At 68.0% G+C, this 25,988-nt stretch carries 22 protein-coding genes and 1 other RNA gene; 12 read left to right on the forward strand and 11 right to left on the reverse strand.

Annotated elements, in window-relative coordinates:
* Positions 1 to 74 precede the first annotated feature (74 nt).
* Genes RCF34_RS16085 through RCF34_RS16095 form a run of 3 tightly spaced genes read left to right on the forward strand, consistent with a single transcriptional unit; the run spans position 75 to position 3,042 of the window.
* Positions 75 to 1,193 carry an ABC transporter substrate-binding protein gene (locus tag RCF34_RS16085; RefSeq protein ID WP_308709068.1) on the forward strand — a complete coding sequence of 373 codons (1,119 nt, stop codon included), beginning with the start codon at positions 75 to 77 and terminating at the stop codon, positions 1,191 to 1,193.
* Complete coding sequence (locus tag RCF34_RS16090; RefSeq protein ID WP_308709069.1) at positions 1,190 to 2,248, forward strand: iron ABC transporter permease; 1,059 nt, start codon at positions 1,190 to 1,192, stop codon at positions 2,246 to 2,248. Before RCF34_RS16085 ends, RCF34_RS16090 begins: the two co-directional genes overlap by 4 nt.
* Positions 2,245 to 3,042: an ABC transporter ATP-binding protein gene (locus RCF34_RS16095; RefSeq protein WP_308709070.1), complete on the forward strand. Its 798-nt coding sequence runs from the start codon at positions 2,245 to 2,247 to the stop codon at positions 3,040 to 3,042. The genes RCF34_RS16090 and RCF34_RS16095 overlap by 4 nt, the downstream gene beginning before the upstream one ends.
* 202 nt (positions 3,043 to 3,244) lie before the next feature.
* Here the strand turns inward: RCF34_RS16095 and RCF34_RS16100 are convergent, their stop codons facing one another.
* Positions 3,245 to 5,371 carry a TonB-dependent siderophore receptor gene (locus tag RCF34_RS16100; RefSeq protein ID WP_308709071.1) on the reverse strand — a complete coding sequence of 709 codons (2,127 nt, stop codon included), beginning with the start codon at positions 5,369 to 5,371 and terminating at the stop codon, positions 3,245 to 3,247.
* A gap of 233 nt (positions 5,372 to 5,604) precedes the next feature.
* Between RCF34_RS16100 and RCF34_RS16105 the strand changes: the two genes are divergently transcribed.
* Positions 5,605 to 6,552, forward strand: a complete 948-nt coding sequence (locus RCF34_RS16105) for a class I SAM-dependent methyltransferase (RefSeq protein WP_308709072.1) — start codon at positions 5,605 to 5,607, stop codon at positions 6,550 to 6,552.
* 102 nt (positions 6,553 to 6,654) lie between these two features.
* On the opposite strand, the gene RCF34_RS16110 is transcribed toward RCF34_RS16105, so the two are convergent.
* Positions 6,655 to 6,876 carry a VF530 family protein gene (locus tag RCF34_RS16110; protein ID WP_308709073.1) on the reverse strand — a complete coding sequence of 74 codons (222 nt, stop codon included), beginning with the start codon at positions 6,874 to 6,876 and terminating at the stop codon, positions 6,655 to 6,657.
* A gap of 207 nt (positions 6,877 to 7,083) precedes the next feature.
* On the opposite strand from RCF34_RS16110, the gene RCF34_RS16115 reads away from it, so the two are divergent.
* The 8 genes from RCF34_RS16115 (at position 7,084) to pcaC (ending at position 14,164) form a co-directional block, all read left to right on the forward strand.
* Positions 7,084 to 7,932 carry a CoA transferase subunit A gene (locus RCF34_RS16115; protein WP_059316339.1) on the forward strand — a complete coding sequence of 283 codons (849 nt, stop codon included), beginning with the start codon at positions 7,084 to 7,086 and terminating at the stop codon, positions 7,930 to 7,932.
* Positions 7,933 to 7,935: 3 nt separating this feature from the next.
* The gene (locus RCF34_RS16120; protein ID WP_093257255.1) at positions 7,936 to 8,721 is read left to right on the forward strand and encodes a CoA-transferase subunit beta; all 786 of its coding nucleotides are present in this window, start codon (positions 7,936 to 7,938) and stop codon (positions 8,719 to 8,721) included.
* Positions 8,718 to 9,932: a 3-oxoadipyl-CoA thiolase gene (pcaF, locus tag RCF34_RS16125; protein ID WP_308709074.1), complete on the forward strand. Its 1,215-nt coding sequence runs from the start codon at positions 8,718 to 8,720 to the stop codon at positions 9,930 to 9,932. The genes RCF34_RS16120 and pcaF overlap by 4 nt, the downstream gene beginning before the upstream one ends.
* A 200-nt stretch (positions 9,933 to 10,132) precedes the next feature.
* A complete protein-coding gene (locus RCF34_RS16130; RefSeq protein ID WP_017642965.1) occupies positions 10,133 to 11,425 on the forward strand; it encodes an MFS family transporter in 1,293 nt (430 codons plus the stop codon).
* A 61-nt stretch (positions 11,426 to 11,486) separates the two neighbouring features.
* Positions 11,487 to 11,571: non-coding RNA, sX9 sRNA (locus RCF34_RS16135), on the forward strand.
* 21 nt (positions 11,572 to 11,592) lie between these two features.
* Complete coding sequence (locus RCF34_RS16140) at positions 11,593 to 12,969, forward strand: 3-carboxy-cis,cis-muconate cycloisomerase (protein ID WP_308709075.1); 1,377 nt, start codon at positions 11,593 to 11,595, stop codon at positions 12,967 to 12,969.
* Positions 12,969 to 13,757 carry a 3-oxoadipate enol-lactonase gene (pcaD, locus tag RCF34_RS16145; protein WP_308709076.1) on the forward strand — a complete coding sequence of 263 codons (789 nt, stop codon included), beginning with the start codon at positions 12,969 to 12,971 and terminating at the stop codon, positions 13,755 to 13,757. Before RCF34_RS16140 ends, pcaD begins: the two co-directional genes overlap by 1 nt.
* A gap of 11 nt (positions 13,758 to 13,768) precedes the next feature.
* Positions 13,769 to 14,164 carry a 4-carboxymuconolactone decarboxylase gene (pcaC, locus tag RCF34_RS16150; RefSeq protein ID WP_017642968.1) on the forward strand — a complete coding sequence of 132 codons (396 nt, stop codon included), beginning with the start codon at positions 13,769 to 13,771 and terminating at the stop codon, positions 14,162 to 14,164.
* A 920-nt stretch (positions 14,165 to 15,084) separates the two neighbouring features.
* Here pcaC and RCF34_RS16155 read toward each other — a convergent pair.
* The 9 genes from RCF34_RS16155 to RCF34_RS16195 form a co-directional block, all read right to left on the reverse strand.
* The gene (locus RCF34_RS16155) at positions 15,085 to 16,491 is read right to left on the reverse strand and encodes an ATP-binding protein (RefSeq protein ID WP_308709077.1); all 1,407 of its coding nucleotides are present in this window, start codon (positions 16,489 to 16,491) and stop codon (positions 15,085 to 15,087) included.
* 119 nt (positions 16,492 to 16,610) lie between these two features.
* Positions 16,611 to 17,135, reverse strand: coding sequence for a GNAT family N-acetyltransferase (locus RCF34_RS16160; protein ID WP_308709078.1), 525 nt, complete (start codon positions 17,133 to 17,135; stop codon positions 16,611 to 16,613).
* Between the two features lie 163 nt (positions 17,136 to 17,298).
* The gene (gene pqqE, locus RCF34_RS16165) at positions 17,299 to 18,450 is read right to left on the reverse strand and encodes a pyrroloquinoline quinone biosynthesis protein PqqE (protein ID WP_308709079.1); all 1,152 of its coding nucleotides are present in this window, start codon (positions 18,448 to 18,450) and stop codon (positions 17,299 to 17,301) included.
* Between the two features lie 22 nt (positions 18,451 to 18,472).
* Positions 18,473 to 18,748, reverse strand: coding sequence for a pyrroloquinoline quinone biosynthesis peptide chaperone PqqD (gene pqqD / locus RCF34_RS16170; protein WP_308709080.1), 276 nt, complete (start codon positions 18,746 to 18,748; stop codon positions 18,473 to 18,475).
* Positions 18,745 to 19,494: a pyrroloquinoline-quinone synthase PqqC gene (pqqC, locus tag RCF34_RS16175; protein WP_308709081.1), complete on the reverse strand. Its 750-nt coding sequence runs from the start codon at positions 19,492 to 19,494 to the stop codon at positions 18,745 to 18,747. The genes pqqD and pqqC overlap by 4 nt, the downstream gene beginning before the upstream one ends.
* A gap of 5 nt (positions 19,495 to 19,499) precedes the next feature.
* Positions 19,500 to 20,411: a pyrroloquinoline quinone biosynthesis protein PqqB gene (pqqB, locus tag RCF34_RS16180; RefSeq protein WP_308709082.1), complete on the reverse strand. Its 912-nt coding sequence runs from the start codon at positions 20,409 to 20,411 to the stop codon at positions 19,500 to 19,502.
* Between the two features lie 55 nt (positions 20,412 to 20,466).
* Positions 20,467 to 20,538 (reverse strand): pyrroloquinoline quinone precursor peptide PqqA, encoded by a 72-nt coding sequence (gene pqqA / locus RCF34_RS16185; protein WP_003243383.1) that lies wholly within the window; start codon positions 20,536 to 20,538, stop codon positions 20,467 to 20,469.
* A gap of 184 nt (positions 20,539 to 20,722) precedes the next feature.
* Complete coding sequence (gene pqqF, locus RCF34_RS16190) at positions 20,723 to 23,131, reverse strand: pyrroloquinoline quinone biosynthesis protein PqqF (RefSeq protein WP_308709083.1); 2,409 nt, start codon at positions 23,129 to 23,131, stop codon at positions 20,723 to 20,725.
* A 362-nt stretch (positions 23,132 to 23,493) separates the two neighbouring features.
* Positions 23,494 to 25,926 (reverse strand): glucose/quinate/shikimate family membrane-bound PQQ-dependent dehydrogenase, encoded by a 2,433-nt coding sequence (locus tag RCF34_RS16195; protein ID WP_308709084.1) that lies wholly within the window; start codon positions 25,924 to 25,926, stop codon positions 23,494 to 23,496.
* Between the last annotated feature and the right edge of the window lie 62 nt (positions 25,927 to 25,988).

Here is a 25,988-nt window from a genome sequence, read left to right on the forward strand (position 1 = left end):
ACCGCGTAAAGTTGCACCCTTTGCACGCTCCGCAGTCACCCGTCTAGAGCGGGTGCAGACGTCCAAGGGGTTCCATGAAAGGTTTCGCTCGCCGCGGGCAGTGGGCTGTCCGGCTGGTAACGCTTATCGCTTGTTTTCTGATTGCCCCGGCCTTTGCCGAGACCCGTCAGGTCACCGACGTCCTCGGCCGCACGGTGACGATCGAGGCGCCGGCCAAGCGCGTGGTGCTGGGCTTCCACTATGGCGACTACCTGGCGGTCGGCGGCGAGCGGGCCTTCGACGCGGTGGTCGGTGTCTCCCGCGGCGCCTGGGAGCGCAAGGTGCCGGCCAACTGGGCGCTCAATGTCGCCCACCGGCCGTCCCTGGCGACCCTTCCCGATGTGGGGGAGACGGAAAACAACAGCTTCTCGGTGGAGAAGGTCCTCGCCCTCAAGCCGGATCTGGTGGTGCTGGCCGCCTGGCAATTCCAGGCCCTGGACAGCGAGGTCAAGCGCCTCGAACAACTCGGCATCCCGGTGGTGGCGATCGACTACAACGCCCAGACCCTGGAGCGCCACCTGACCTCCACCCGCCTGCTCGGCGTCATCACCGGCCAGGAGGCGCGCGCCGCCGAGCTGGCCGACTTCTACGCCAAGGTGGTGCGGGACATCCAGACCCGCATCGCGGCGGCCAATCGGCCGAAACCGCGGGTCTATGCCGAATTCGGCAACAAGGGGCCAGCCGAATACTCCTTCACCTACGGTCGCAACATGTGGGGCGCCATGGTCGCTCTGGCCGGCGGCGACAACATCGCCGCGCCCTTCGTCCAGTGGTGGGGGGTGATGAATCCGGAACAGGTGCTCATGGCCCAGCCGGAGGTCATCTTCATCTCCGGGCGCGAGGACAACAGCAATGCCACCGCCTTGCCCATGGGCCCCGGCGTCACCGCGGACGATGCCCGCAGTCACCTGCGCGCCTTCATGCAGCGACCGGGCTGGGCCAATCTGCCGGCGATCCGCGACGGGCGTCTCTATGGCGTCTACCAGGGTGCCTCGCGCAGCCTGGAGGACTTCGCCATGCTGCAGTTCATCGCCAAGCAGCTCTATCCGGATCTGTTCCAGGACGTGGATCCGCTGGCCAACTACCGCGAATACTATCGCCGCTACATGCCGATCCAGCCCCAGGGCACCTTCGCCATAGGCCTGACGCCATGAGCGAGGCCGCGAACGCCAGCCACGGCAACGCCATCGCCGAGCAACGCGCCCGTGAGCGCCGACGCTGGCGGGCCTGCGGGGTGTTTCTGCTGTTGACCCTGGCGGGTCTGGTGCTGGACATCGCCACCGGGCCGTCGCTGCTCTCGCCGCTGGAGGTGCTCAAGTCGCTGACCGGGCTCGGCGGGCGGCAGCCGATGACCGACGCCATCGTCCGCGACCTGCGCCTGCCGGTGGCGCTGATGGCGCTGGCGGTGGGCGCTGCCCTCGGCGCGGGCGGGGCGCAGATGCAGACGCTGCTCAACAACCCCATGGCCAGCCCCTATACCCTGGGCATGGCCGCCGCCGCCGGCTGTGGCGCCGCCCTCAGCCTGGCGCTGGGCAGCTTCGGCCTGGGCGCGCTGATCGGGGTGCCGCTGGGGGCCTTCGCCTTCGCCATGCTGGCGGCGCTGTTCCTCTTCGCCCTGGCCTCGCTCAAGCGCACCGGCAGCGACACCATCATACTCGGCGGTATCGCCCTGCTGTTCCTGTTCCAGTCATTGCTGTCGCTGGTGCAGTTCCTCTCCTCGCCGGAGCTTTCCCAGCAGATCCTCTTCTGGCTGTTCGGCAGCCTCGGTCGCGCCACCTGGACCACCCTGGCCATCGTCGCCGGGGTGACCCTGCTGTGCTGCCTCCTGCTCTTGCGCGATGCCTGGAAACTGGCCGCGCTGCGCCTGGGCGAGGCGCGGGCCGAGAGCCTGGGCGTGGACATCCGCCGGCTGCGCCTGAAGGTGCTGATCCTGGTGGCGGTGATGACCGCCACGGCGACCAGTTTCGTCGGGGTGATCGGCTTCGTCGGCCTGGTCGCGCCCCATATCGCTCGTTGGCAGGTGGGCGAGGATCAACGTTTCCTGTTGCCGCTGTCCGCCATCTGCGGCGCCCTGATGCTGTCCTTCGCCTCGGTGCTGTCCAAGTCCATCCTGCCCGGGGCGCTGTTCCCGGTGGGCATCGTCACCGCCATCGTCGGGGTGCCCTTCCTGCTCTGGCTCATCTTCGCCCCGCGCAGGCCAAGCCCATGATCCGCCTCCAGGACCTCGCGCTGAAGCGCGGCGACCGCACCGTGATCTCCGGACTCTGCACCGAGCTGCACGCGGGGCAGGTGCATGTGATCCTCGGCCCCAATGGCACCGGCAAGACCACCCTGCTGCGCGCCCTGGCCGGTGACCTGCCGCTGGCGGCCGGGCATATCGAGCGCGGCGAGCGGCGGTTGGTGGCGGGGGCTTCGCTGCGCGGCCAGCGGGAGGGCTGGCGCCAGGGCGTGGCCTACATGCCCCAGGATTCCCATGCCGAGGCGGCGCTGTCGGTGCTGGAGACGGTGGCCATGGGCCGCCTGGAACGGCTGACGCTGCACCTGGACGACGCCTTGCTGGAGCGGGCGCTGGGCAAGCTCGACGAGGTGGGCATCGGCCACCTGGCCTCGCGCCAGCTGGGCGCCCTGAGTGGCGGTCAGCGACAACTGGTGTTCTTTGCCCAGGTGCTGATGCGCGAACCCGAGGTGATGCTGCTGGACGAACCGGTCAGCGCCCTGGATCTGCGGCACCAGATCAACCTGCTCGATCGCGTGCGCCACGAGACCCGGTTGCACCAGCGGGTGACCGTGGTGGTGCTGCACGACCTCAACCTGGCCTGCCAGTACGCCGATTCGCTGCTGGTGCTGGTCAATGGTGGCCTGCTGGCCGCCGGGCGACCCGCCGCCATCGTCACCGCCGACCTGCTGGAAGCCACCTACGGCGTGGCGGTGGACATCCTCCACGACCGCCAGGGCCGCCCGGTGGTCCAGCCGCTGACCGGTCAGGCCTTCAGCGAGGCCTGATTTTCCATGGGTCTTAGAGCCTGTTCATAATCTCGCGAGCTAGAGCCAAACAAGGCCTGGGCGGCCCCGCGAGAAGGCCTGAGGAAGCGGATCGGACTCGCGCTCGAGTTTACATAGCGTAAATGAGCATTCCGACCGGGCTGGCGACCCAGGGCCTTCTCAACGCGGTTTGGCCGACGCGCAGCAGATTATGAGCAGGCTGTTAGAAGGTGTAGGTGAAGCCGGCCTGCACCGTACGCGGCTCGCCCGGATAGCTGTAGGCGTTCCAGGAACTCTCGTCGTAGCCCTTGTTGAAGACGTTGCGCACGTCCAGGTTCAGCCGCAGGTGCTCGTCGACCTTGTAGAAGCTCAACAGGTCGGTGACCGTGTAGCTGTCCATGCGGTAGTCGCTGGCAATGGTTTTCTGGCCTTCGCGCTCACCGACGTACTTGACGTTGGCACCCAGCCCCAGGCCGCGCAGCACGCCGTCATGGAATTCGTAGACGTTGAGCAGGTTGACGGCATTGCGCGGGATATTGGTCAGGCGCGTGCCGCGGGCCAGGGTGTTGTCCTTGGTGACCTCGGCATCGGTGAAGGCGTAGCCGCCGAGGATGCGCCAGTTGGGTGTCAGGTCGCCGGTCACGTTGACTTCGAAGCCGCGGCTGCGCACCTCGCCGGCGGCGACGTTGAAATTCGGGTCGACCGGGTCCGGGGTCAGGACGTTTTCCTTGACCGTGTGGAAGATCGCCGTGTCGACGCCGAGGCGGCCATCCAGCGCCGCCCACTTCATGCCCACTTCGTAGGCCTTGCCTTCCTCGGGATCGAAGCCGCCACCCAGGCGCGCCGCGCCGGTGTTGGGCTTGAACGACTTGGAGGCGCTGGCATAGAGGGCCAGCTCCGGGGTGAGGTCATAGCTGACGCCCAGGCGCGGGGTGACGGCGTTGTCGGCATTGGACCAGCTCTGACCACCGGCGACGAAGTTGTCGTAGTCGTGCTCGAAGCGCTCCAGGCGCACGCCACCCAGCACCTTGAAGCGCTCGGTGAGGGCGATCTGGTCCTGCACGAAGGCCGCCCAGGTCTTGAGGGTCTCGTGGTCATGGGTCGGCGTACGGGTCAGGGCCGGGCGCGGCTGACCGAGGACCGGATCGACCAAGTTGACCGGATAGGCGCTGACACTGCCTGGCGAGCGCTGGATGATCGACTGATAGTCGTAGTCTTCCACCTCGATCCCGGTGATCAGGGTGTGGCCGAGGCCGAAGGTGTCGAAGCGACCGGTCAGGTTCAGCTGCAGGTCGCGATCGGTCCACTCCAGCTTGCGGTAGTTGAAGTTGCGGCCGAGGGTCACGCCGTCGGCCTGCACGCCGTTGGCTTCCACGGCATTGCCCTTGAGGCTGCCGTCGAGGTACTGAAAGCCGCCGGCCAGGGTCCAGGCGTCGTTCAACTGGTGCTCGAAGCGCAGCTGATAGGCCTCGCTGTCGCTGTGCAGCAGGTTGGTGGTGCCCTTTTCCCAGGCATTGGTGGAGCGATTGGCCTCGGCGCGCTGGGTCAGGTAGTTGGTGCGACCGCGATCCAGCGGGGCGTTGCTGCGGATGATGTCCGCCTCGAAGGTGATGAGGGTGGCGTCGGTGGCCTGCCAGCTCAGCACCGGGGCGACTTCGTAGCGCTCGGTGTGCACGTCGTCACGGAAGCTGTCGCCGCCCTCGGCGATCAGGTTGAGGCGATAGGCCAGGCGACCCTCTTCATCCACCGGGCCGGTGGTGTCCAGGGTGCCGCGTTTCTGACCTTGGTCGGTGAACTGGCTGCCAAGGGTGGTCTTGCGCTCGCCCAGCGGCTGCTTGGTGACCACGTTGAAGGTGCCGCCCGGATCGCTGCGGCCATAGAGGGTCGCCGCCGGGCCGCGCAGGACCTCGACCCGCTCCAGGGTGGCGGCGTCCGGTGCGCTGGGATAGCCACGATTCATGGGGAAGCCGTTGCGGAAGTATTCGGAGCTGGTGAAGCCGCGCACCGTGTAGCTGGTCAGGCCCTGGCCACCGAAGTTGTTGCCACGGCCGACGCCACCGGCCTGGTCCAGCGCCTGCTGCAGGCGGGTGGCGGAAAGGTCGTCGAGGGCCTCGCGGGAGACCACGCTCACCGACTGGGGCGTCTCGTGCAGCGGGGTATCGGTACGGGTGGCACTGCTGGAACGTTCCGCCTTGTAGCCCACGACCGGACCGTTGGGCGATTCGGCCGCGCCGACGATGGTGAGGTCGGACAGCGCCTGGGGCGAATCTTCCGTCTGCTCCTGCGCATGACCGGCGAGGGGGAGGGCACAGAGGGGCAGCAGATAGAAAGCAGGGACCAGCCGGCGCATTGTTATCGTCCTGGGGTTCGGGGAGGCGGATTCTAGAGCGGCTTACAAAGTGGATACAACCGCGAGTCGTTACCGCCTGAGACATATTTTCATCGGACTGGTCGGTTCCTTGGCGACGGTGCGCCAAAATACCTTCGTAGCCAATTGCCGGCAGGCATCTGGCGGGCCTGCGCCGGGAGGCGAGCCCGGCACTTTTGCCGTAGCATGCCGCTCCTTTGCCGTCGTGACCGCCCATGAATACCGCTACCCTTGCCCACCTCTCCGAGCTGCTCCTCGCCGCCCTCGATTCGCCACCCGCCGAGGCGCGCCGGCTGGTGCACGGCCGTGGCCGGCTGCTGCCGGGGCTGGAACAACTCACCGTGGACTGGCTGGAAGGCGTGGTGCGGGTAGGGCTGTTTCGCGAATTGCCCGCGGCCGAGCTGGACGCCCTGCGCACGACTCTGACCGTCCTGGGCGAGACCCCGGCGTGGCGCGCCAGCGGCGCCCGCAGCCTGCTCCTGCAGCATCGTTACCGCCTGGACGCCGCCAGCGAGGCGCTGATCGGCGCGCCGGTGGGCGAGCACGTCATCCACGAAGACGGCCTGAAGTTCGGCCTGGACCTCACCCGCCACCAGAACATGGGGCTGTTCCTCGACATGCGCCTGGGTCGCCGCTGGGTGCGCGACCAGGCCGCCGGTCTGCGCATCCTCAACCTGTTCGCCTACACCTGTGGCTTCTCCGTGGCCGCCCTGGCCGGCGGCGCGGGCCAGGTGGTCAACCTGGACATGGCCCGCGGGCCCCTGACCCGCGGCCGCGAGAATCACCGACTCAATGGCCATGACCTGGGCAAGGTCAGCTTTCTCGGCCACGAACTGTTCAAGTCCTGGGGCAAGGTGCGCAAGCTGGGGCCCTATGACCTGGTGATCGTCGATCCGCCCAGCTTCCAGCAGGGCAGCTTCGCCCTGACCAAGGACTACGCGCGCATCCTGCGCCGCCTGCCCGAACTGCTCACCCCCGGCGCCCGGGTGCTGGCCTGCGTCAACGATCCCAGCGTGGGTGCGGACTTCCTCATCGCCGGCATGGCCCAGGAGGCGCCCGGGCTGGCCTTCGTCGAGCGCCTGGCCAACCCGCCGGAATTCGCCGACGAGGACGCCGAGGGTGGTCTCAAGGTGCTGGTGTTCCAGCAGGTACCAGCGTTGTAGGTTGGCGCCAAGCGTAGCGCAGCCCAACGGTGCGCAATTGACCCTGGCCGGTTGCGCTTCGCTGACGGGGCCGTGTCAGCCCCACCTACGCAGGAGCTCGCCTCAGCCCTGCTTCGGCAGTCGCCGATAGAGCTGCTCGACCTTTTCCCGCGCCCAGGGGGTGCGGCGCAGGAAGGTCAGGCTGGATTTGAGGCTGGGCTCATGGGTGAAGCAGCGCAGCGGGATGCGCCGACCGAGTTCGTCCCAGCCGTGATGCTCCACCAGGCGCGTGAGCAGGGCTTCGAGGGTGATCCCTTCGAGGGAGGCGCGGGGCTTGTCGGACATCGGCTAGGCTCTGGATGAGGGGAGGGCAGTGTAGCTGCTGCGGCGACTCGCTGCGCGTCGCGGCCCTCGATAGACTGCCGCACGATGCTGTTCGATAATCGAACGGTTAGTCGATTATCGGATTGTTTGCGCCGATGGGGCTTTGTAGTCTGACTCCAGACCGCCGCACCGGGCGGCGCCGACAACAAAGACGCGAGTCGACAATCCATGGCCCAGATCCTGTCCCTGAGCGAAGCCATCCAGCGCTTCGTCCACGATGGCGAGACCGTCGCCCTCGAAGGCTTCACCCATCTCATTCCGACCGCCGCCGCCCACGAGCTGATCCGCCAGAATCGGCGCGACCTGACCCTGGTGCGCATGACCCCCGACCTGGTCTATGACCTGCTGATCGGTGCCGGCTGTGCCAAGCGGCTGATCTTCTCCTGGGGCGGCAACCCCGGGGTCGGCTCCCTGCACCGGCTGCGCGATGCGGTGGAAAAAGGCTGGCCGCACAAACTGGAGATTTCCGAGCACAGCCACGCGGCCCTGGCCAACGCCTATGTCGCCGGCGCCTCCAACCTGCCGTTCGCCGTCCTGCGTGGCTACCAGGGCTCGGACCTGGCCAAGGTCAATCCGGACATCAAGACCATCGCCTGCCCCTTCACCGGCGAGCAGCTGGCCGCGGTGCCCAGCGTGCGCCCGGACGTCACCGTCATCCATGCGCAGAAGGCCGACCGCCAGGGCAACGTGCTGATCCAGGGCATCCTCGGCGTGCAGAAGGAAGCGGCGCTGGCCGCCCAGCGCTGCATCGTCACCGTGGAAGAGCTGGTCGACGATCTCCAGGCGCCGATGAACGCCTGCGTGCTGCCGACCTGGGCGCTCAGCGCGGTCTGCGTGGTGCCGGGCGGGGCGCATCCGTCCTATGCCCACGGCTACTACGAACGGGACAACCGCTTCTACCAGGCCTGGGACCCGATCGCCCGCGATCGCGACACCTTCACCCAGTGGATCGACACCTACATCCGCGGTACCGCGGACTTCGCCGCCTTCCAGGCGAAGCTGGCTGCGGAGGCCTGAATCATGAGCGACTTCACCACCAATGAAATGATGACCGTGGCCGCCGCCCGCCGCCTCGGCAATGGCAGCGTCTGCTTCGTCGGTATCGGCCTGCCGTCCACCGCGGCCAACCTCGCGCGCCTGACCCATGCGCCGGACGTGGTACTGATCTACGAATCCGGCCCCATCGGCGCCAAGCCCTCGGTGCTGCCGCTGTCCATCGGCGACGGCGAGCTGGCCGAAACCGCCGACACCGTGGTGCCTACCGGCGAGATCTTCCGCTACTGGCTGCAGGGCGGGCGCATCGACGTCGGCTTCCTCGGCGCCGCCCAGGTCGATCGCTTCGGCAACATCAACACCACGGTGATCGGCGACTACCACCAGCCCAAGGTACGCCTGCCGGGCGCCGGCGGCGCGCCGGAGATCGCCGGTTCGGCCAAGGAGGTGCTGATCATCCTAAAGCAGTCGCACCGCAGCTTCGTCGACAAGCTGGCCTTCATCACCTCGGTGGGCTTCGGCGAGGGTGGCGATCACCGCCAGCAGCTGGGTCTGCCGGGCAAGGGGCCGACCGCCATCATCACCGACCTCTGCATCATGGAGCCGGAAGCCGGCACCCACGAATTCGTGGTGACCGCCCTGCATCCCGGAGTGACCCGCGAACAGGTGGTGGCCGCCACCGGCTGGGCCATCCGCTTCGCCGACCAAGTCGCCACCAGCGCGGCGCCGACGGCGACCGAACTCGCGGCCCTGCGTGATCTGCAGGCCCGGACCAATGCCGCCCACGGCGGCCAGAAAGGAGCTGAGGAATGAGTCGCCCCGTCTATATCTGCGACGCCATTCGGACCCCCATCGGCCGGCTCAACGGCGGTCTCTCGGCGGTACGTGCCGATGACCTGGCGGCCATTCCGCTCAAGGCGCTGCAGGAGCGCAATCCCCAGGTGGACTGGACGGCGGTGGACGAGGTGTTCATGGGCTGTGCCAACCAGGCCGGCGAAGACAACCGCAACGTGGCGCGCATGGCGGTCTTGCTGTCGGGACTACCGGAAACGGTGCCGGGCGTGACCCTCAATCGCCTCTGCGCCTCGGGCATGGAGGCGGTGGGCCAGGCCTATCGCGCCATCGCCCTGGGTGAGATGGACCTGGTGATCGCCGCCGGGGTGGAATCCATGACCCGTGCGCCCTATGTCATGGGCAAGGCCGACAGTGCCTTCGGGCGCGGCCAGAAACTGGAAGACACCACCCTGGGCTGGCGCTTTGTCAATCCGGCGCTGAAAGAGACCTATGGCGTCGACAGCATGCCGGTCACCGGTGACAACGTCGCCGCCGACTATGGCGTCAGCCGCGCCGACCAGGATGCCTTCGGCCTGCGCAGCCAGCAGCGTGCCGCCGCGGCCCAGGAGTCCGGCTACTACGCCGAGGAAATCGTTCCGGTAATCATCAAGGGCAAGAAGGGTGACCTGGTGGTGGCGCAGGACGAGCATCCGCGTCCGGACACCACCGCCGAAGGCCTGGCCAAGCTCAAGCCGGTCAACGGCCCGGATAAGACCGTGACCGCCGGCAACGCCTCGGGGCTCAACGATGGTGCTTCGGCCATCATCCTGGCCTCGGCGGACGCCGTCAGGAAACACGGCCTGACGCCGCGTGCCAAGGTGCTGGGCATGGCCAGTGGCGGGGTGGCGCCGCGCATCATGGGCGTCGGTCCGACCCCGGCGGTGCGCAAGCTGCTGCGGCAACTGGACCTGTCCATCGAGGCCTTCGACGTCATCGAGCTCAACGAGGCCTTCGCCGCCCAGGGCATCGCCGTCCTGCGCGAGCTGGGCGTGGCCGACGACAGCCCCAAGGTCAATCCCAATGGCGGCGCCATCGCCCTGGGTCATCCCCTGGGCATGAGCGGCAACCGCCTGGTGCTCACCGCGGTGCACCACCTGGAAAAGACTGGCGGCCGCCTGGGGCTCGCCACCCTGTGCGTGGGCGTCGGCCAGGGGTTGGCGCTGGCGGTGGAGCGGGTGGAGTCGATCTAGGTTTTTTGTGTGGTGGTTTCATCGCGGCCATGGGCCGCTCCTACGACACCTGTAGGAGCGGTCGCTTCAGCGGACTACCCAGACCTCCTCGACACCTAGCCTCTATCCATGCCCACACCTCCTGTAACCGCGTGTGTCTCTCCGGGTCCGATGGCGGTAGGCTGTCCTCCGTCCATCCATACCTATAATTAAGGATCTCCATGAGCACTCACCCGCATTACAGCTTCGAGGAGCGCAAGAAGCGCATCTTCGCCATCGTCGGCGCCTCGTCCGGCAACCTGGTGGAATGGTTCGACTTCTACGTCTACGCCTTCTGCTCCATCTACTTCGCCGCCGCCTTCTTCCCGAAGAGCGATCCCACCGTGCAGCTGCTGAGCACCGCCGGCGTCTTCGCCGCGGGCTTCCTGATGCGGCCCCTCGGCGGCTGGATCTTCGGGCGCGTCGCCGACAAGTATGGCCGGCGCACCTCCATGGTCATCTCCATCCTGATGATGGGCGCCGGCTCCCTGGCCATCGCCTGCCTGCCCACCTATGCCAGCATCGGCGTCGCGGCACCGGCCCTGCTGCTGCTCGCGCGCCTGTTGCAAGGCATCTCGGTGGGCGGTGAATACGGCACCACGGCCACCTACATGAGCGAGGTGGCCCTGCGTGGACAACGCGGCTTCTTCGCCTCCTTCCAGTACGTCACCCTGATCGGCGGCCAGTTGCTGGCGGTGCTGGTGGTGGTGATCCTGCAGCAGGTGCTCAGCGACGCCGACCTGCGCGCCTGGGGCTGGCGGATTCCCTTCCTGGTCGGCGCCGCCGCGGCGGTGATCTCGCTGTTCCTGCGTCGCTCGCTGGAAGAGACCACCACCGCCGAGACCCGCGCCAACAAGGAAGCCGGCACCTTGAGCGGCCTGTTCAAGCATCACAAGGCGGCCTTCTTCACCGTGCTCGGCTACACCGCCGGCGGCTCGCTGATCTTCTATACCTTCACCACCTACATGCAGAAGTACCTGGTCAACACCAGCGGCATGGACGCCAAGACCGCCAGCGCCGTGATGACCTGCGCCCTGCTGGTGTTCATGCTCATGCAGCCGCTGTTCGGCATGCTCTCCGACCGCATCGGCCGCCGCGCCTCCATGCTGCTGTTCGGCGGCCTGGGCACGGTCTGCACCTGGCCGATCCTCACCGCGCTGGCCAGCGTCCAGAGTCCCTTCGTGGCCTTCCTGCTGATCTGCCTGGCCATGGCCATCATCAGCCTCTACACCTCCATCAGCGGGCTGGTGAAGGCGGAGATGTTCCCGCCGGAAGTGCGCGCCCTGGGCGTGGGCCTGTCCTATGCGGTGGCCAATGCCATCTTTGGCGGCTCGGCGGAATTCGTCGCCCTGAGCTTCAAGACCCAGGGGCATGAAGAGGTCTTCTACATCTACGTCTCGGTGATGCTGGCGGTGGCCTTCCTGGTCAGCCTGCGGCTGCCGCGGCAAGCCACCTACCTGCACCACGACCACTAGGAGCAACTGATAGACCTGCTGCGCGTCCGCCATGGGCGCGCGTGCAGTGCTCGGAACCCTCAGGTACCACTTGTGCACTCGTGCGCGAGCCCGGTCCGATTCCCGCGCGCACCCACCTGACAACCGCTCGCTACGTTTTATTAGCCGCCCCCACTCGAGGAGTCCCCATGTCCAACCTGCTGTTCGACGCCTACTTCACCCAGGCCGCCATGCGCGCGGTGTTCTGTGACCAGGGGCGACTGCAGGGCATGCTGGACTTCGAGGCGGCCCTGGCGCGCGCCGAGGCGGCGGTGGGGGTGATCCCCCAGACGGCGGTAGCGCCCATCGCCGCCGCCTGCCGTGCCGAGCGCTATGACGCGGCCGAGCTGGCCCAGGCCGTGGTCAGCGCCGGCAATTCCGCCATTCCACTGGTCAAGGCCCTGGGCCGGCAGATCGCCGCCCAGGACCCCGAGGCCGAGCGCCATGTGCATCGCGGCGCCACCAGCCAGGACGCCATGGACAGCGGTCTGGTCTTGCAGGTTCGCCAGGCGCTGGACCTCCTGGACGTCGACCTGGCGCAACTGGCCGAGGCCCTGGCCACCCAGGCCGAGCGCCATGCCGATACCGTGCTGGCCGGCCGCACCTGGCTGCAACATGCGACACCGGTGACCCTCGGCATGAAGCTGGCCGGAGTGCTGGGCGCCATCACCCGGCACCGCCAGCGCCTGGCCGAATTGCGGCCACGGGTGCTGGTGCTGCAATTCGGCGGCGCCTCGGGCAGCCTGGCCGCCCTGGGCGCTGACGCCCTGCCGGTGGCCGAGGCCCTGGCCCGGGAACTGGAGCTGAGCCTGCCGGAGCAACCCTGGCACACCCAGCGCGATCGCCTGGTCGAGGTCGGCGCCTGGCTTGGCCTGGTGGCCGGCAGCCTGGGCAAGCTGGGGCGGGACCTGTCACTGCTGATGCAGACCGAAGCCGCCGAGGTCTTCGAGCCCTCGGCGCCGGGCAAGGGGGGCTCTTCCACCATGCCGCACAAACGCAATCCGGTGGGCGCGGCGGTGCTGATCGCCGCCGCCACCCGCGCGCCGGGCTTGGTCAGCACCCTGTTTTCCGCCATGCCCCAGGAGCACGAGCGCAGCCTGGGCCTCTGGCATGCCGAGTGGGAAACCCTGCCGGAGCTGTTCTGCCTGGTCTCCGGTGCCCTGCAGCAGGCCCAGGCCATCGTCGCCGGGCTGGAGGTCGATGCCGCGCGCATGCAGGCCAATCTGGAATTGACCCACGGCCTGGTGCTGGCCGAGGCGGTCAGCATCGCCCTGGCCGGCCGCCTGGGGCGCGAGGCCGCCCATCACCTGGTGGAGCGGAGCTGCAAGCGCGCCGTCCAGGAGGGGCGCCACCTGCGGCAGGTGCTGGGCGATACACCCGAGGTCACCGCCGAACTCTCCAGCGCCGAGCTGGATCGACTGCTGGACCCCGCCCATTACCAGGGCCTGGCCCGCGCCTGGGTAACCCGCGCCCTGGCCGAACACCGCACCCTGCTTTCCCGTTCCCAAGACAAGAGGACTGCCTGATGACCCGCGTGCGTCTCGCCGATGGCGACCTGAACTACCGGCTGGAGGGCCCCGAGGGCGCTCCGGTGCTGATCCTGTCCAATTCCCTGGGCACCCACCTCGGCATGTGGGACGACCAGGCGGCGGCCTTCAGCGAGCGCTTTCGCCTGCTGCGCTACGACACCCGCGGTCATGGCACCTCTCTGGTGACGCCCGGCCCCTATCGCATGGACGGGAATGGCCGCGACGTCCTGGCCCTGGCCGACGCCCTGGGCATCGACCAATTCGCCTTCTGTGGCCTGTCCATGGGCGGCTCCATCGGCCAGTGGCTGGGCATCAATGCCCCCGAGCGGGTCACCCGCCTGGTGTTGTGCAACACCGCGGCCAAGATCGGCACTCCGGAAGTCTGGAACACCCGCATCCAGACCGTCGATGCCGGTGGCGAGCAGGCCATGCGCGACCTGCGCGACGCCTCCATTGGTCGCTGGTTCACCCCTGACTTCGCCAGCGCCGAGCCGGACAAGGTCGACCGCATCGTCGCCATGCTCGCCGGCACCTCGCCCCAGGGCTACGCCGCCAATTGCGCGGCGGTGCGCGACGCCGACTTCCGCGAGGTGCTGGACGCCATCCGCGCGCCGACACTGATCGTCGCCGGCAGCCACGACGCCGTGACCACCCCCGCGGACGGACGCTTCCTGCAGGAACGCATCCCCGGCGCCGAGTACGTCGAGTTTCCCGCCGCCCACCTGTCCAACGTGCAGATGGGCACTGCCTTTACCCAGCGCGTGCTGGCCTTTCTCAGCGCCTGAAGGAGTCGATCTTGGACGAAAGAGAACGTTACGAAGCCGGCATGCAGGTCCGCCGCGCGGTGCTGGGCGATGCCCACGTCGATCGCAGCCTGGAAAAGCTGACCCCCTTCAACGAAGAATTCCAGGAGATGATCACCCGCCACGCCTGGGGCGACATCTGGACCCGCCCCGGTCTGCCACGGCACACCCGCAGCCTGATCACCATCGCCATGCTGATCGGCATGAATCGCGAAGGCGAACTGCGCCTGCACCTGCGCGCGGCGCGCAGCAACGGGGTGACGCGGGAGGAGATCAAGGAGCTGATCATGCAGAGCGCCATCTACTGCGGTATCCCGGCGGCCAATGCCACCTTCCATCTGGCGGAGGCGGTGTGGGATGAGTTGGGGGTGGAGTCGTTGGAGGGGTGAGTTTTCTCCCTTCGCCCCTTGGATGACGCCCGCCGGGTTGGATTTGGTGGGCGTTGTTGGTTTTGGGGAGGACGTAGGTTGGGTTGAGCGTTAGCGAAGTCCAACGCTTGTGCTATTGGGTGCCAGGGCTGGTTATCGAGCGCTTTGGAGGTTTTTGTTTCGCCCACCCGGGCGAAATACTTTTTGCAGTCGCCAAAAAAGTAACCAAAAACGCTGTCCCCACGTTTCGGCCCTACGCTGCGCTCTGGGTGCCCTCGCTCCGGCGCCGTGGCGGGGGCACGGCACGAAGGGGCGTCCTGCCCCTCGCGCCTTGCTCGGCGTCCTGCCTCGCAACCCCCCGCCACGACACCGGAACTCGGCCTCACTGACGGGGACGGGGCGCAAGTCTGAGGCTGCGGTATTCACAGTGATTTGTAGCGTGGAAAACCGCGCAGCGTTTTCCACGGGCGGATACCGACGCTATCAGTGGACAAAGCTCCGCCGTTGTCCACGCTACGGACGGTTATAGCTCTTCAACCAACACTTTCAGGCTGGCGAATCGCCTCGTTCAGGAGGGCGAACGCCAGCGTCGTGGAGTGGGTCGAGCCGCATGGATGCGGCGAGAGGCCTAACGGGCCATGGACGGCCCGTGTAGGCCGACCCCGGAACGGCGCTGGCGTGAGCGGACCCGGAGCGCAGCGGAGGGCCGGATGGTCGGGGCAAGCGGTTTTGGTTACTTTTGCCGCGACTGGCAAAAGTGACTCGCCCAGGTGGGCGAAACAAGAACCTCCAACAGACCTTGATAAGCAGCTAGGGCACCAGCAGGTAAAGTCAGGTATCGAGGGCTGACCCGTGATGTTGGGCTTCGCTGACGCTCAACCCAACCTACGAAAGCCAGAAGCCGAACGCCGCCCCGGCCCAGGCCAGGGGCTACGCGCCTCTTACTTCGCCACTACCCGCGTAATCCGATCCCCCTCGGCATCATCCTGGCCCTTGGCCTTGTTGACCGCGTAGACCACGCCCTTGGCGTCCACCACCGCATGGTTGGGGTAGGTGCCCAGCTCCAGGTTGGCCTTGAGGGTGCCGTCCGGGTCGACCACGGTCAGGGTGCCGGCGCCGCGGTTGGTGACGTAGGCCAGGCGCTTGACCGGGTCGAAGGCCACGTTCAGTGCCCCGGCACCGGTGGTGACGTTGTGCAGGGTCTTGCCGCTCTTGGCGTCGACGATCAGCAGGTTGTCGCTGCCCTGGGCGGTGATGAACAGGCGATCGGTCTGGGGATCGTGGGCCACGCCCATGGGGGTCTTGGCGCCCTGGATCGGGAAGACCTTCTCGACGGTCTCGGTCTTGGCGTCGATCACCGCGGCTTCGTTGGTCTTCAGGCTGACGGCGTAGAGCTTGTGCACTGCCGGGTCCAGATGCATGCCGACCACGGCGAACTGCTCGCCGCGTACGCCCGACTCGATGGCGATGCGCTTGCGCAGGGCCGGGGTCTTGGCGTCGAAGCTGATGATGTCCGGGGTCATGGCCGCCGAGGCGAAGGCGCGGTCGAGTGTCTCGTCGACCACCACGGTGTGGGCATGGGGCACGAGGCCGGGCGCGAATTGCTTGACCAGGCCCAGGTCGCTCTGGCGATAGACCGCCACGGTGTTCTGCCGGGTGTTGGTGGTCCAGACGGTGCCGTTGCGATCGTCCACGCCCACGCCGTAGACGGCGTAGACACCGGCGTCCGCGCCGGGGGCGGCGGCCGGGGTGATCTGGCGTTCGATGGCCAGGTCCTTGGGGTCGAGCTTGAGCAGTTGCGAGACCTTGACCGGCGGGCGGCCCACGGCCGAGGTGACGAAGAGGGCGCCGGTCTTGGCGCTGCTGTCCACCTGGTAGAGGCCGGGGACCAGTTTGACCGCGGTGAGGCTATAGGCGTCGGCGCCGGATAGCGGCACCACCGGCGAGACCTTGAGCGGGAAGACCGCGGCGCCCGAAGGCTGGGCGGTGCTGATGACGATGGGGTGCTGGCCGGGGGCGGCGTCTTCGGGGATGCGCAGGGTCGCCTTGAAGTTGCCCTGGGCGTCGGCCACGTAGGCGGCATCGGGGTTGAGCGCCACGCCGCCGCGGGACAGGGTGATCTGCTGACCGGGGGTGAAGCCGCGGCCGTCCAGTGCGACCTCGCTGCCGGCCAGGATCGCGGTGCCGGTGACGGGGCTGGCCTTGATCTCGCCGTGGTAGTCCGGATCGGGGGCTTCGAAGCTGGAGCGCGCCTGGGCGGTTTGCCCGCCCAGCGCCAGCAGGGTGGCCAGCAGGGTGACGGAAAAGACGCGCTGGCCCTTGGCCGAAGACGCTGGAGCGATGTTCATCAGGGATTCCTTGTAACGGCGATCAAGATACCCGCGCCAGAGCGCCGGGCAGCGGAGGCCCTCCTGGGCTAGGCCATGTTAAGACGAAAGCGAAATACTTGCATTTAGATTTGCAGGTTTTACAGGTGCTCGGCGTCCGCGGTATCGAGAGTGCGCTGCATCAGGCAGGCGCCGGCGCCATAGCCGACCAGCTTGGCCTCGAGCGCGGCGTCGGCCGGGACCGGGTGATAGTGGTGGCGTTGCCAGTAGCCGATGGCGTTGGACAGCGATACCAGTCGACCCTGGCGCAGGCGGGCGCGCCGGGCCTGGCCCTTGGCGTGGCGATAGAGCCGCCCGGCCACGCCCTGGCCCTGGACGTCGGGGTGCACGGCGCAGTCGTGCAGGAACCAGGTCGAGGCCTCGCCCGGCAGTTGCTCCAGCCGGGCGCCCAGCACCGGTGGCAGGCCGTCGTCCCAGGGATAGGCGATCAGATAGCCCTGCAATCGCGCCTCGGCGTCCAGGGCCGCCCAGCAGTGTTCCGGGGCGAGCTCCAGGCGATTGGCGTAGAAGGCGTGGTCTTCGAGCAGGTCGGCGGGGTAGTTGGCCGCCTGGATGGCGAGGACGGCCGGGATATCGGCGGGGCGCAGCGGGCGTATCGAGGGCATGACGAGGCGGGGAAAAGGTCCGGCCGGGCAGTATGGTCACTGCCCGGCCGGGAGGCAAACGCCTCGGAGCCGTGGGTGGTGAGTCCCGTCGACTAGCCTGCGCCTTGGCACGAGGGGCCGGATTCCGCCGGCGACCTCGGCGTGCCTGGCGCCGCCTAAGGCGCTAGGCCTTGGCGATCAACCGCGAGTTGCGCGCGTTGCGGAATTGCAGGTCTTCGATGCCCAGCGTGGTGGTCTCGGCTTCCGCGCGAGCGGCGAGGATGAGGTCGTGGTGCGGCGACTTGGCGCAGACCGGGTCGGCGTTGCGCGCATCGCCGGTGAGCATGAAGGCCTGGCAGCGGCAGCCACCGTAGTCCTTTTCCTTCTCGTCGCAGGAGCGGCAGGGCTCGGGCATCCAGTCGTAGCCGCGGTAGAGGTTGAAGCCGAAGGAGTCGTACCAGATGTGCCGCAGGTCCTGCTCCTTCACATTGGGGAAGGCGATGGGCATCTGCCGGGCGCCATGGCAGGGCAGGGCGGTACCGTCCGGCGTGATGGTCAGGAACAGCTTGCCCCAGCCGTCCATGCAGGCCTTGGGCCGCTCTTCGTAGTAGTCCGGGGTGACGAAGATCAGCTTGCAGGGATGGTTCTCGGCCTTGAGGCGCGTGCGGTACTCGTTGGTGATGCGTTCGGCGCGCTCCAGCTGGGCCTTGGTCGGCAACAGGCCAGCGCGATTGCGCTCGGCCCAGCCGTAGAACTGGCAGGTGGCGAGTTCGACGAAGTCGGCTTCCAGGGCAAGGCAGAGGTCGATGATCTGGTCGATGCGATCGATGTTGTGCCGGTGGGTGACGAAGTTGAGCACCATCGGGTAGCCATGGGCCTTGACCGCCTTGGCCATGGCCAGCTTCTGGGCGAAGGCCTTCTTCGAGCCGGCCAGCAGGTTGTTCACCTGTTCGTCGCTGGCCTGGAAGCTGATCTGGATATGGTCCAGGCCGGCCTCCTTGAATTCGGCGATGCGCGCCTCGGTGAGGCCGATGCCGGAGGTGATGAGGTTGGTGTAGTAGCCCAGCCGGCGCGCCTCGCGGATCAGCTCGGCGAGGTCCTGGCGCACCAGGGGTTCGCCCCCGGAGAAGCCGATCTGGGCGGCGCCCATCTCCCGTGCCTCGGCCATCACCTTGAACCACTGCGCGGTGGTCAGCTCGCGACCCTGGGCGGCGAAGTCCAGGGGATTGGAGCAATAGGGGCACTGCAGCGGACAGCGATAGGTGACCTCGGCCAGCAGCCACAGGGGCAGGCCGACGCTGGGCGCTGCCACCGTTGGGGGCTGGGGTAGTTGCATAGGCGTGCCCGGCAGGCTAGTGCTAGCCGAGCAGGAGCCAGTGCTCTGCACGGGCGACCTCCATGAATTGTTCGACGTCGACGTCCAGCTCGGGCACGCCGGGGAAGCGTTCGTCGAGGATAGCGATGATGGCGGCCACGTCACGCTGGCCGTCGATCAGCCCGCCGATGGCGGCGGCGCTGTCGTTGAGCTTGATCATCCCTTCGGGATAGAGCAGCACATGGGCGTCCTGCGCCGGCTCGAACTGGAAGCGGTAGCCGGGGCGCCAGCGCGGCACCTGGGTGCGGTCGAAGCTCATAGGTCGATTCCTCGGTGCCAGCGACGCTCGGCGGTGACGCTGTGATAGGGCGGGCGGTGCAGCTCGTAGGCCATGCTCATGGCGTCGAGCATGGTCCAGAGGATGTCCAACTTGAACTGCAGGATCTCCAGCATGCGCTGCTGGGCGTCCCAGGTGGTGTAGTGCTGCAGGGTGATCTGCAGGCCGTGCTCGACATCGCGGCGGGCCTGGCCCAGGCGGGTGCGAAAGTATTCGTAGCCGGCCGGATCGATCCAGGGATAGTGGGTCGGCCAGGCGTCCAGGCGCGACTGGTGGATCTGCGGCGCGAACAGCTCGGTCAGGGAGCTGCTGGCGGCTTCCTGCCAGGAGGCGCGGCGGGCGAAGTTGACGTAGGCGTCCACCGCGAAGCGTACCCCGGGCAGCACCAGTTCCTGGGAGAGCACCTGCTCGCGGTCCAGGCCGGTGGCCTCGGCCAGGCGCAGCCAGGCCTCGATGCCGCCTTCGCTGCCGGGCTCGCCGTCATGGTCGAGGATGCGCTGCACCCATTCGCGACGGATCTCGCGATCCGGGCAGTTGGCCAGGATGGCGGCGTCCTTGAGCGGGATGTTGACCTGGTAGTAGAAGCGGTTGGCCACCCAACCCTGGATCTGCTCGCGGCTGGCGCGACCCTGGTACATGGCCACGTGGTAGGGGTGGTGGATATGGTAGAGGTCGCCCTTGGCGCGCAGGGCGGCTTCGAATTCGGCGGGGGTGAGGGCGTTGGGCATGGCGTTCACAACTCGATGGACATCCCGTCCCAGGCGACTTCCACGTCCTGGCGCTCGACGATGGCGCGCTCGGGGGAGTCTTCGTCCAGGATCGGATTGGTGTTGTTGATGTGGATCAGCACCTTGCGCTGGCGCTCGAAGCCGGCCAGCACCTCCAGCATGCCGCCGGGACCACTCTGCGGCAGGTGGCCCATCTCGGTGCCGGTACGGGTGCCCACGCCGCGACGCTGCATCTCGTCGTCGGTCCAGAGGGTGCCGTCCACCAGCAGGCAGTCGGCCTGGCCCATCAGCTCCAGCAGGGCGGCATCCGGCTGGCCGAGGCCCGGGGCATAGAACAGCTTGCCGCCGGTGCGCCGGTCGTGGACCAGCAGGCCCAGGTTGTCGCCCGGGTGCGGATCGTGGCGATGGGGCGAATAGGGCGGCGCGGCGCTGCGCAGCGGGAAGGGCGTGAATTCCAGATCCGGGCAGGCCGGGATGGTGAAGCTGCCGCTCAGGGCGATGGGCTGCCAGCTGAGCCCGCCGTTCCAGTGCGCGAGCATGTTGAACAGCGGAAAGCCGGTGGTCAGGTCCTGGTGGACCATCTCGGTGCACCAGACCTCGTGGGGGCAGCCTTCGCGCAGGCTGAGCAGGCCGGTGGTGTGGTCGATCTGGCTGTCCAGCAGGACGATGGCGCGGATGCCGGTGTCACGCAGGGCGCGCGCCGGTTGCAGCGGGGCGAAGCCGGCCAGTTGGGCGCGGATGTCGGGCGAGGCGTTGCACAGGATCCAGTTCACCCCGTCGTCGGACAGGGCGATGGAGGACTGGGTGCGGGCCTGGGCCCTGAGGGTGCCCTTGCGGAAGCCATCGCAATTGACGCAATTGCAGTTCCACTGGGGAAAGCCACCGCCGGCGGCGGAGCCGAGAATCTGGATATGCATGGGAAAGGCTGAACCTGGAAAAAGTACGCCCCGGCGAACCGGGGCGTGGGGCGCATCAACGGTTGGCGAAGTACATGGTGACTTCGAAGCCGATGCGCAGGTCAGTGTAGGCAGGCTTGGTCCACATGGGAGGTCTCCTCTTTTGACTGCGAAAGCCGGATGGATCCGGTCGCTGAGTTTAACAAATGTTACCTAGCTAAGGGTTTTTGCCGCGACGAATCGCTGGCGGTCCGGCGGACATAACTGTCTTACCGATCCTGCAACAGATTGACCGCCGGCAACGGCCCACGCTCCCGGGAAAGTGTTGAAAGCTATGACATCCAGCCGGATGGCGCGCTGGCATTGGCCAGGGCGAAGCGCGGCGCGTCGGCGGCGGTGAGTTGCTGCCAGGCCTGCTGCAGGGCCCCGTCGTCCAGGGCGGCCAGGGCTTGCTGCAGGGGCGCAAGATCCAGCGCACCGCTGCGCTGGAAACCCCACCAGAGCCGCTCGGCCAGGGCGGCGCGCTGAGGGGTGGCGGGACTGAAGTCGCGCACCAGCTGGCGAATGTTCTGCGCCAGTGTCACGGCCTCGGCCTGCACCGCGGCCAGGCTGGCGGCCAGGCAGCCCTCGATTTCCGCGAGGAGCTCCGCCGCCTGCGCATGGGGCGACTGCACGCCGATCAGCAGGCCGCCGTGATCGCCCAGCTGGCGATAGGCGGAAAACACCGCATAGCCCAGTTGCCGCTCGCTGCGCAGGCGCTGGAACAGCGGTCCTTGCAGGCGCGCCGCCAGCAGCCGCCAGGCGGCTTCGGTGCCAGGTCGCGCATCGGGTTGCGGGCAGAACAGCAGGAGCGCCTGCTGGGCATCGGCGCTGGGTTCGGGGTGCCAGTGGCGACCGGTGCAGCCATGCGGTTCGCCCAGCAGCCTTGCCCGGGGCCGGGGCCGGGGCCGGGGCCGGGGCGGCGGCGCGAGGGCGGCCAGGGACGCCTGCGCCGTCCTGGGCAGGCCGCAGGCCAGGGCCTGCCAGCGCGGGCCCTTTCCATTCACTGCCAGGGGCGTGACCGCGGTCAGTCGCTCGGGCAGGACCTTGAGCAACTGGCGGATCAGCATGGGCTCGGGCGGTACCACGGGTGCCGGTCTGCTGTTATCCAGCTCTGCCACCAGGCTGCCAAGTGCCTGCTCCAACACCGCCGGCAGCGCCGCGGCCCAGCCCTGCAGCCGCAATTCCCAGGGCGCCCCGGGCGGACTCCAGCGCAGGTTGACGCCTGCTTCGGCGGCCAGCCGGGGGAGCGCGCCCAGCACCCGGGCGTCCGGCGCGACCGGTGCCGGTTCCGGCCATTGCCAGCGCAGGAACAGCAGACCTTCGCGCTGCTGGGGCGCGAGGGCCTGGCTGATCGGCCAGGATTGCATCGCCGGAGCGCTCGGAACGACGGGTTCAGCGAGCAAAGGATTGGGCGGTGGCAGGCTAAAGCTGGCGGCGACGGACGATGCTCTGTCCGGTGAATCGGTCAGGCCGGCGGCGAAACCGCTGAGGCGCTCCGGAACCAGTTGCGCGAGCAGCCGTGGCCAGGCGGCCTGGGCGGCAGGCGAGAGGGCCGGGTGTGGCCAGGCGTCTCCCGGCCGATCCAGCCAGAGGCGTTCACCCAAGCGCCTTACCAGCGCCAGGGCGGGCAGGGTGGCCCACTGGCGCTGGACTCGTTCGGCGTGGCCCTGCTGCAGCGCGGCGAGGGGTGTCTGGCGCAGGGCGTCCAGCCAGGCGAACAGGGTGCTGGTCAGGCCGCCGGGACTGGCCTGAGGGCCGGGCGTGAGATCCAGTCGGAGCAGGCCCTGGCGTGCCTGGCGATAGGGCCAGGCGAGGCTGAGCCGTGCGGCCTGGCCCGCCTCGCGCAGGATCGCGGGCAGGCCGCCGGGATGCTCGCCGAGCAGCAGGGTTTCCAGCAGCTCCGCCGCTTCCCAGCTGCCGGGCGACAGGTCGTCGAGGGCGAATTGCAGGGCCAGGCTGGGCGGCGTGGCGGTCATGGTCTGCCAGTGTTCGCCTGTAGCCGGGAGCGCTTGCGGCGTTACGGAGCTGGGCGCCGCGCCAGGTGGCAGCAGGGCGCCGTGCTCGCGGGCCAGCTCTGCCAATTCGGCCAGCGGTTGCGGCCCGGCCAGCACCAGCAGGGCATTTTCCGCCCGGTAGTGCTGTTGCTGGAAGTCATGCAGAGCAGTCTGGAAGGTCGGGCGCTGCAGCGGCAGGCTGTAGCGGTTGCCGGCGTGGAAGCCGGCGGCCGGATGCATGGCGGGCAGGCCGGCGGCCAGGGCCAGGTCGCGGCGGGTATCGGCGCTGCGTGCCCAGGCGATGAATTCGGCGTGCAGTACCTCGCGCTCGCGGCGCTGGGCGTCTGGTACCAGCAGAGGCGCGGCGAGCATGTCCAGCAGGCGGTCCAGGCCGGCGGCCAGGTGCTCGGGGGCCAAGGCGAAGAAGAAGTCGGTGGTGGTCTCGCGGGTGCTGGCGTTGAGTTCGCCGCCGAGGCGCTGCACCAGCGGCATCAGGCCGTCCGCCATCGGATAGCGTCGGCTGCCGAGAAAGAACAGGTGTTCGAGAAAGTGCGCCAGCCCCGGAAAGGCCCGCGGCGCCTGGTGACTGCCGGCGCCGATGCGTGCCAGGGCGGCCGCCTGGGGCAGCTCGGGATCGTGCCACAGGGCGACGGCCAGGCCATTGGCCAGGCGCAGGCGGCGGTGGAGGGGGGCGGAGGTGGGCATGGGGGTAGCTTAACCGAGTCAGGGGGAAGGGATGGAGCGGGGTCCGCCCTCACCCCAGCCCTCTCCCAGGAGGGAGCGGTTCGGGGCGCGGCCTTGACGCCGTAGCGTGGAAAACGGCGCAGTCTTTTCCGCCGGGCCTCGGGTGCCTGGGGTCTATCAGCCCAGCTCTCTCCCAGAAGGGGAGGAGAAGAGCCCTCGCGGCCGCCCTTTTCGTGGAGGGAGAAACCCAGGCGAAAAAAATCCCGGCTGGGCCGGGATTTCGGTTTGGGGCGAGGGGGGTTCCAACAGGATGTCAAAATGCTCGAAGCATCCTCGTCCCGACCCCTCTCCCGGAGGAGAGGGGAGCTCAGGCGCAGGCGCCGTTACTTCTTCTCGGGCAGGGCGAAGGCCATCACGTAGTCACCCTGCTTGGTGCCCAGCGAGCCATGGCCGCCGGCGTAGACCAGCACATACTGGCGACCGTCCTTGCCGGTATAGGTCATGGGGGTGGTCTGCCCACCGGCCGGCAGGCGGCCTTTCCACAGTTCCTTGCCGTTCTTCACGTCATAGGCGCGCAGGTACTGGTCCAGGGTGCCGCTCAGGAAGGCCACGCCACCGGCGGTGGTGACGGTGCCGCCCAGGCTGGGCACGCCCATGGGCAGGGGCAGCGGAACCGGCGAGTTGTCGCGCACGGTGCCGTTCTTGTGCTTGTAGACCAGTTTGCCGGTGGTCAGGTCGAGACCGGCCACGTAGCCCCAGGCGGGTGCCTGGCAAGGCAGGCCCAGGGGCGACAGGAAGGCCGACAGGATCACGCCGTAGGGCGCGCCCTTGTTGGGCTGGATGCCCTCGGTCTCGCTCTTGCGCGCCGGCTGGTTGGCGATTTCCTCACGCGGGACCAGCTTGGAGGTGAAGGCCATGTAGCTGGGGTTGAGGAAGGCGATCTGGCGCACCGGATCGACCGAGATGCCGCCCCAGTCGAACACGCCGAAGTTACCCGGGTAGACGATCGACCCTTGCGTGGACGGCGGGGTGTAGATGCCCTCGTAGCGGTGCTCGCGGAAGGCGATGCGGCACAGCGCCTGGTCGAAGGGCGTACCGCCCCACATGTCGCTTTCCTTGAGGGTCGGCGCGGCCAGGTTGATCGAGGAGACCGGCTGGGTCGGCGAGGTATGGTCGCCTTCCACCGCGCCCTGGGGCACCGGGGTTTCCTTGATCGGGTAGATGGGCTGACCGTTGGTGCGGTCCAGCACATAGATGCTGCCCTGCTTGGTCGAGGCCATCAGCGCGGGTTTCACGCCGCCTTCGGTCTTGATGTCCACCAGGGTCGGCTGCCCGCCCACGTCCATGTCCCAGAGGTCATGGTGGGTGAACTGGTAGTTCCAGCGCACCTTGCCGGTGGCGATGTCGAGGGCGACCACGCCGGCGCTGTACTTCTCGGAGGCCGGGGTACGGTCACCGCCCCACTGGTCGGGCATCTGGTTGCCCATGGGCAGATAGACCATGCCGACCTTTTCATCGACGGCCATCATCGACCACATGTTGGGCGAGTTGCGGGTATAGATGCCATCGGCGGCGATGGGCGCGGTGGCGTCCGGATTGCCGCTGTCCCAGTTCCACACCAGCTTGCCAGTGTGCACGTCATAGGCACGGATCACGCCGGACGGCTCGTCGGTGGAGACGTTGTCGGTGACGTGGCCACCGATGATCACCAGGTTGCGGGTCACCGCCGGCGGCGAGGTGGAGTAGTAGCCGCCGGGCGTGAAGCTGCCCATGTTGGCGGTGAGGTCGACCTGGCCGTTGTCGCCGAAGTCGCTGCACACCTTGCCGGTGTCGGCGTTGAGGGCGATCAGGCGGGTGTCGGCGGTGGGCAGGAACAGGCGGCGCGGGCAGCTGCTGGCGACCGGGGTGCTCTGCTCGTCGACCGGCACGGCGTTGCCGGTGGCCGGGCTCTGGCCCGCGGTAGTGGTGCCGGCGTAGGTGGCGTCGTCATGGTAGGCCACGCCGCGGCAGGTCATGTGCGCCCAGCCCTTGAAGCTGTCGGCGTGCTGGGTGCTCAGCTTGGGATCGAAGCGCCAGATTTCCTTGCCGCTGTCGGGGTCCACGGCGATCACCTGGCTGTGCGGCGTGCACACATAGAGCATGCCGTTGACCTTGAGCGGGGTGTTTTCCGCGGTGGTCTCCTGGGGATCGTTCGGGCCGGGAATGTCGCCGGTACGGAAGGTCCAGGCGGGCTCCAGGGTCTTCACGTTGTTGACGTCGATCTGCTTGAGCGGCGAGTAGCGATCACCGAAGGCGGTGCGGCCATAGGACGGCCAGTCGCCATCGGCAACGGCGGGCGCGGCGCTCTGGGTGCCCGCGGTGTCGCGGCCCAGGTCACCGTCCAGACGGTTGTAGTTGACGAACTGGGCGACCAGGGCGACGACCGCCGCGATCACCAGGGAGCCGGCCAGCGGCAGGCCGCCGCTACGGCTGTCCAGCGGACGGCGGAACACCGGGATCAGCAGGACCAGGCCGAGGACGAACCAGAGCGCCAGGCGCGGTACCAGCTGCCACCAGTCGAACTGGACTTCCAGTACGGCCCAGGCGGTGGAGACCACCAGGAAGAAGGCATAGACCCAGACCCCGCTGGCCCGCCGGATGCACAGCAGATAACCACTCAGGGCGAGCAGCACGCCGCCGCCGAGGTAATACAGGGAGCCCCCGAGGGTGGCCAGTTTGATGCCCAGCCCCAAGAGGGCGAGGCCCAGGAGGATGAACAGGATGCCGAGTAACCTGGCAGGCAGGCCTCCCGGTCTCGCGTTGGAAGTGACAGTCATGGCAGCGCTCGCAATGCAATCGTGAAAAGAGACTTCGACTCGATCGACGACATCGCAAATCG

It is taken from the genome of Pseudomonas sp. 102515, assembly GCF_031085165.1.
Taxonomy (GTDB): Bacteria; Pseudomonadota; Gammaproteobacteria; order Pseudomonadales; family Pseudomonadaceae; genus Chryseomonas.

Bases quoted from the DNA above. Each gene is read 5' to 3' on its own strand.
- RCF34_RS16085 (WP_308709068.1), top strand. From the start codon at position 75: ATGAAAGGTTTCGCTCGCCGCGGGCAGTGGGCTGTCCGGCTGGTAACG.
- pqqD (WP_308709080.1), bottom strand. From the start codon at position 18,748: ATGAGCTTCGACCGCACCCAGGTGCCGCGCTGGCGCCCCGGCTACCGC.
- pcaF (WP_308709074.1), top strand. From the start codon at position 8,718: ATGAGTCGCCCCGTCTATATCTGCGACGCCATTCGGACCCCCATCGGC.
- RCF34_RS16090 (WP_308709069.1), top strand. From the start codon at position 1,190: ATGAGCGAGGCCGCGAACGCCAGCCACGGCAACGCCATCGCCGAGCAA.
- RCF34_RS16100 (WP_308709071.1), bottom strand. From the start codon at position 5,371: ATGCGCCGGCTGGTCCCTGCTTTCTATCTGCTGCCCCTCTGTGCCCTC.
- pqqF (WP_308709083.1), bottom strand. From the start codon at position 23,131: ATGCCCACCTCCGCCCCCCTCCACCGCCGCCTGCGCCTGGCCAATGGC.
- RCF34_RS16140 (WP_308709075.1), top strand. From the start codon at position 11,593: ATGTCCAACCTGCTGTTCGACGCCTACTTCACCCAGGCCGCCATGCGC.
- pcaD (WP_308709076.1), top strand. From the start codon at position 12,969: ATGACCCGCGTGCGTCTCGCCGATGGCGACCTGAACTACCGGCTGGAG.
- RCF34_RS16105 (WP_308709072.1), top strand. From the start codon at position 5,605: ATGAATACCGCTACCCTTGCCCACCTCTCCGAGCTGCTCCTCGCCGCC.
- pqqE (WP_308709079.1), bottom strand. From the start codon at position 18,450: ATGCAACTACCCCAGCCCCCAACGGTGGCAGCGCCCAGCGTCGGCCTG.
- RCF34_RS16120 (WP_093257255.1), top strand. From the start codon at position 7,936: ATGAGCGACTTCACCACCAATGAAATGATGACCGTGGCCGCCGCCCGC.
- pqqC (WP_308709081.1), bottom strand. From the start codon at position 19,494: ATGCCCAACGCCCTCACCCCCGCCGAATTCGAAGCCGCCCTGCGCGCC.
- RCF34_RS16110 (WP_308709073.1), bottom strand. From the start codon at position 6,876: ATGTCCGACAAGCCCCGCGCCTCCCTCGAAGGGATCACCCTCGAAGCC.
- pqqB (WP_308709082.1), bottom strand. From the start codon at position 20,411: ATGCATATCCAGATTCTCGGCTCCGCCGCCGGCGGTGGCTTTCCCCAG.
- RCF34_RS16160 (WP_308709078.1), bottom strand. From the start codon at position 17,135: ATGCCCTCGATACGCCCGCTGCGCCCCGCCGATATCCCGGCCGTCCTC.
- RCF34_RS16195 (WP_308709084.1), bottom strand. From the start codon at position 25,926: ATGACTGTCACTTCCAACGCGAGACCGGGAGGCCTGCCTGCCAGGTTA.
- RCF34_RS16155 (WP_308709077.1), bottom strand. From the start codon at position 16,491: ATGAACATCGCTCCAGCGTCTTCGGCCAAGGGCCAGCGCGTCTTTTCC.
- RCF34_RS16095 (WP_308709070.1), top strand. From the start codon at position 2,245: ATGATCCGCCTCCAGGACCTCGCGCTGAAGCGCGGCGACCGCACCGTG.
- RCF34_RS16130 (WP_017642965.1), top strand. From the start codon at position 10,133: ATGAGCACTCACCCGCATTACAGCTTCGAGGAGCGCAAGAAGCGCATC.
- RCF34_RS16115 (WP_059316339.1), top strand. From the start codon at position 7,084: ATGGCCCAGATCCTGTCCCTGAGCGAAGCCATCCAGCGCTTCGTCCAC.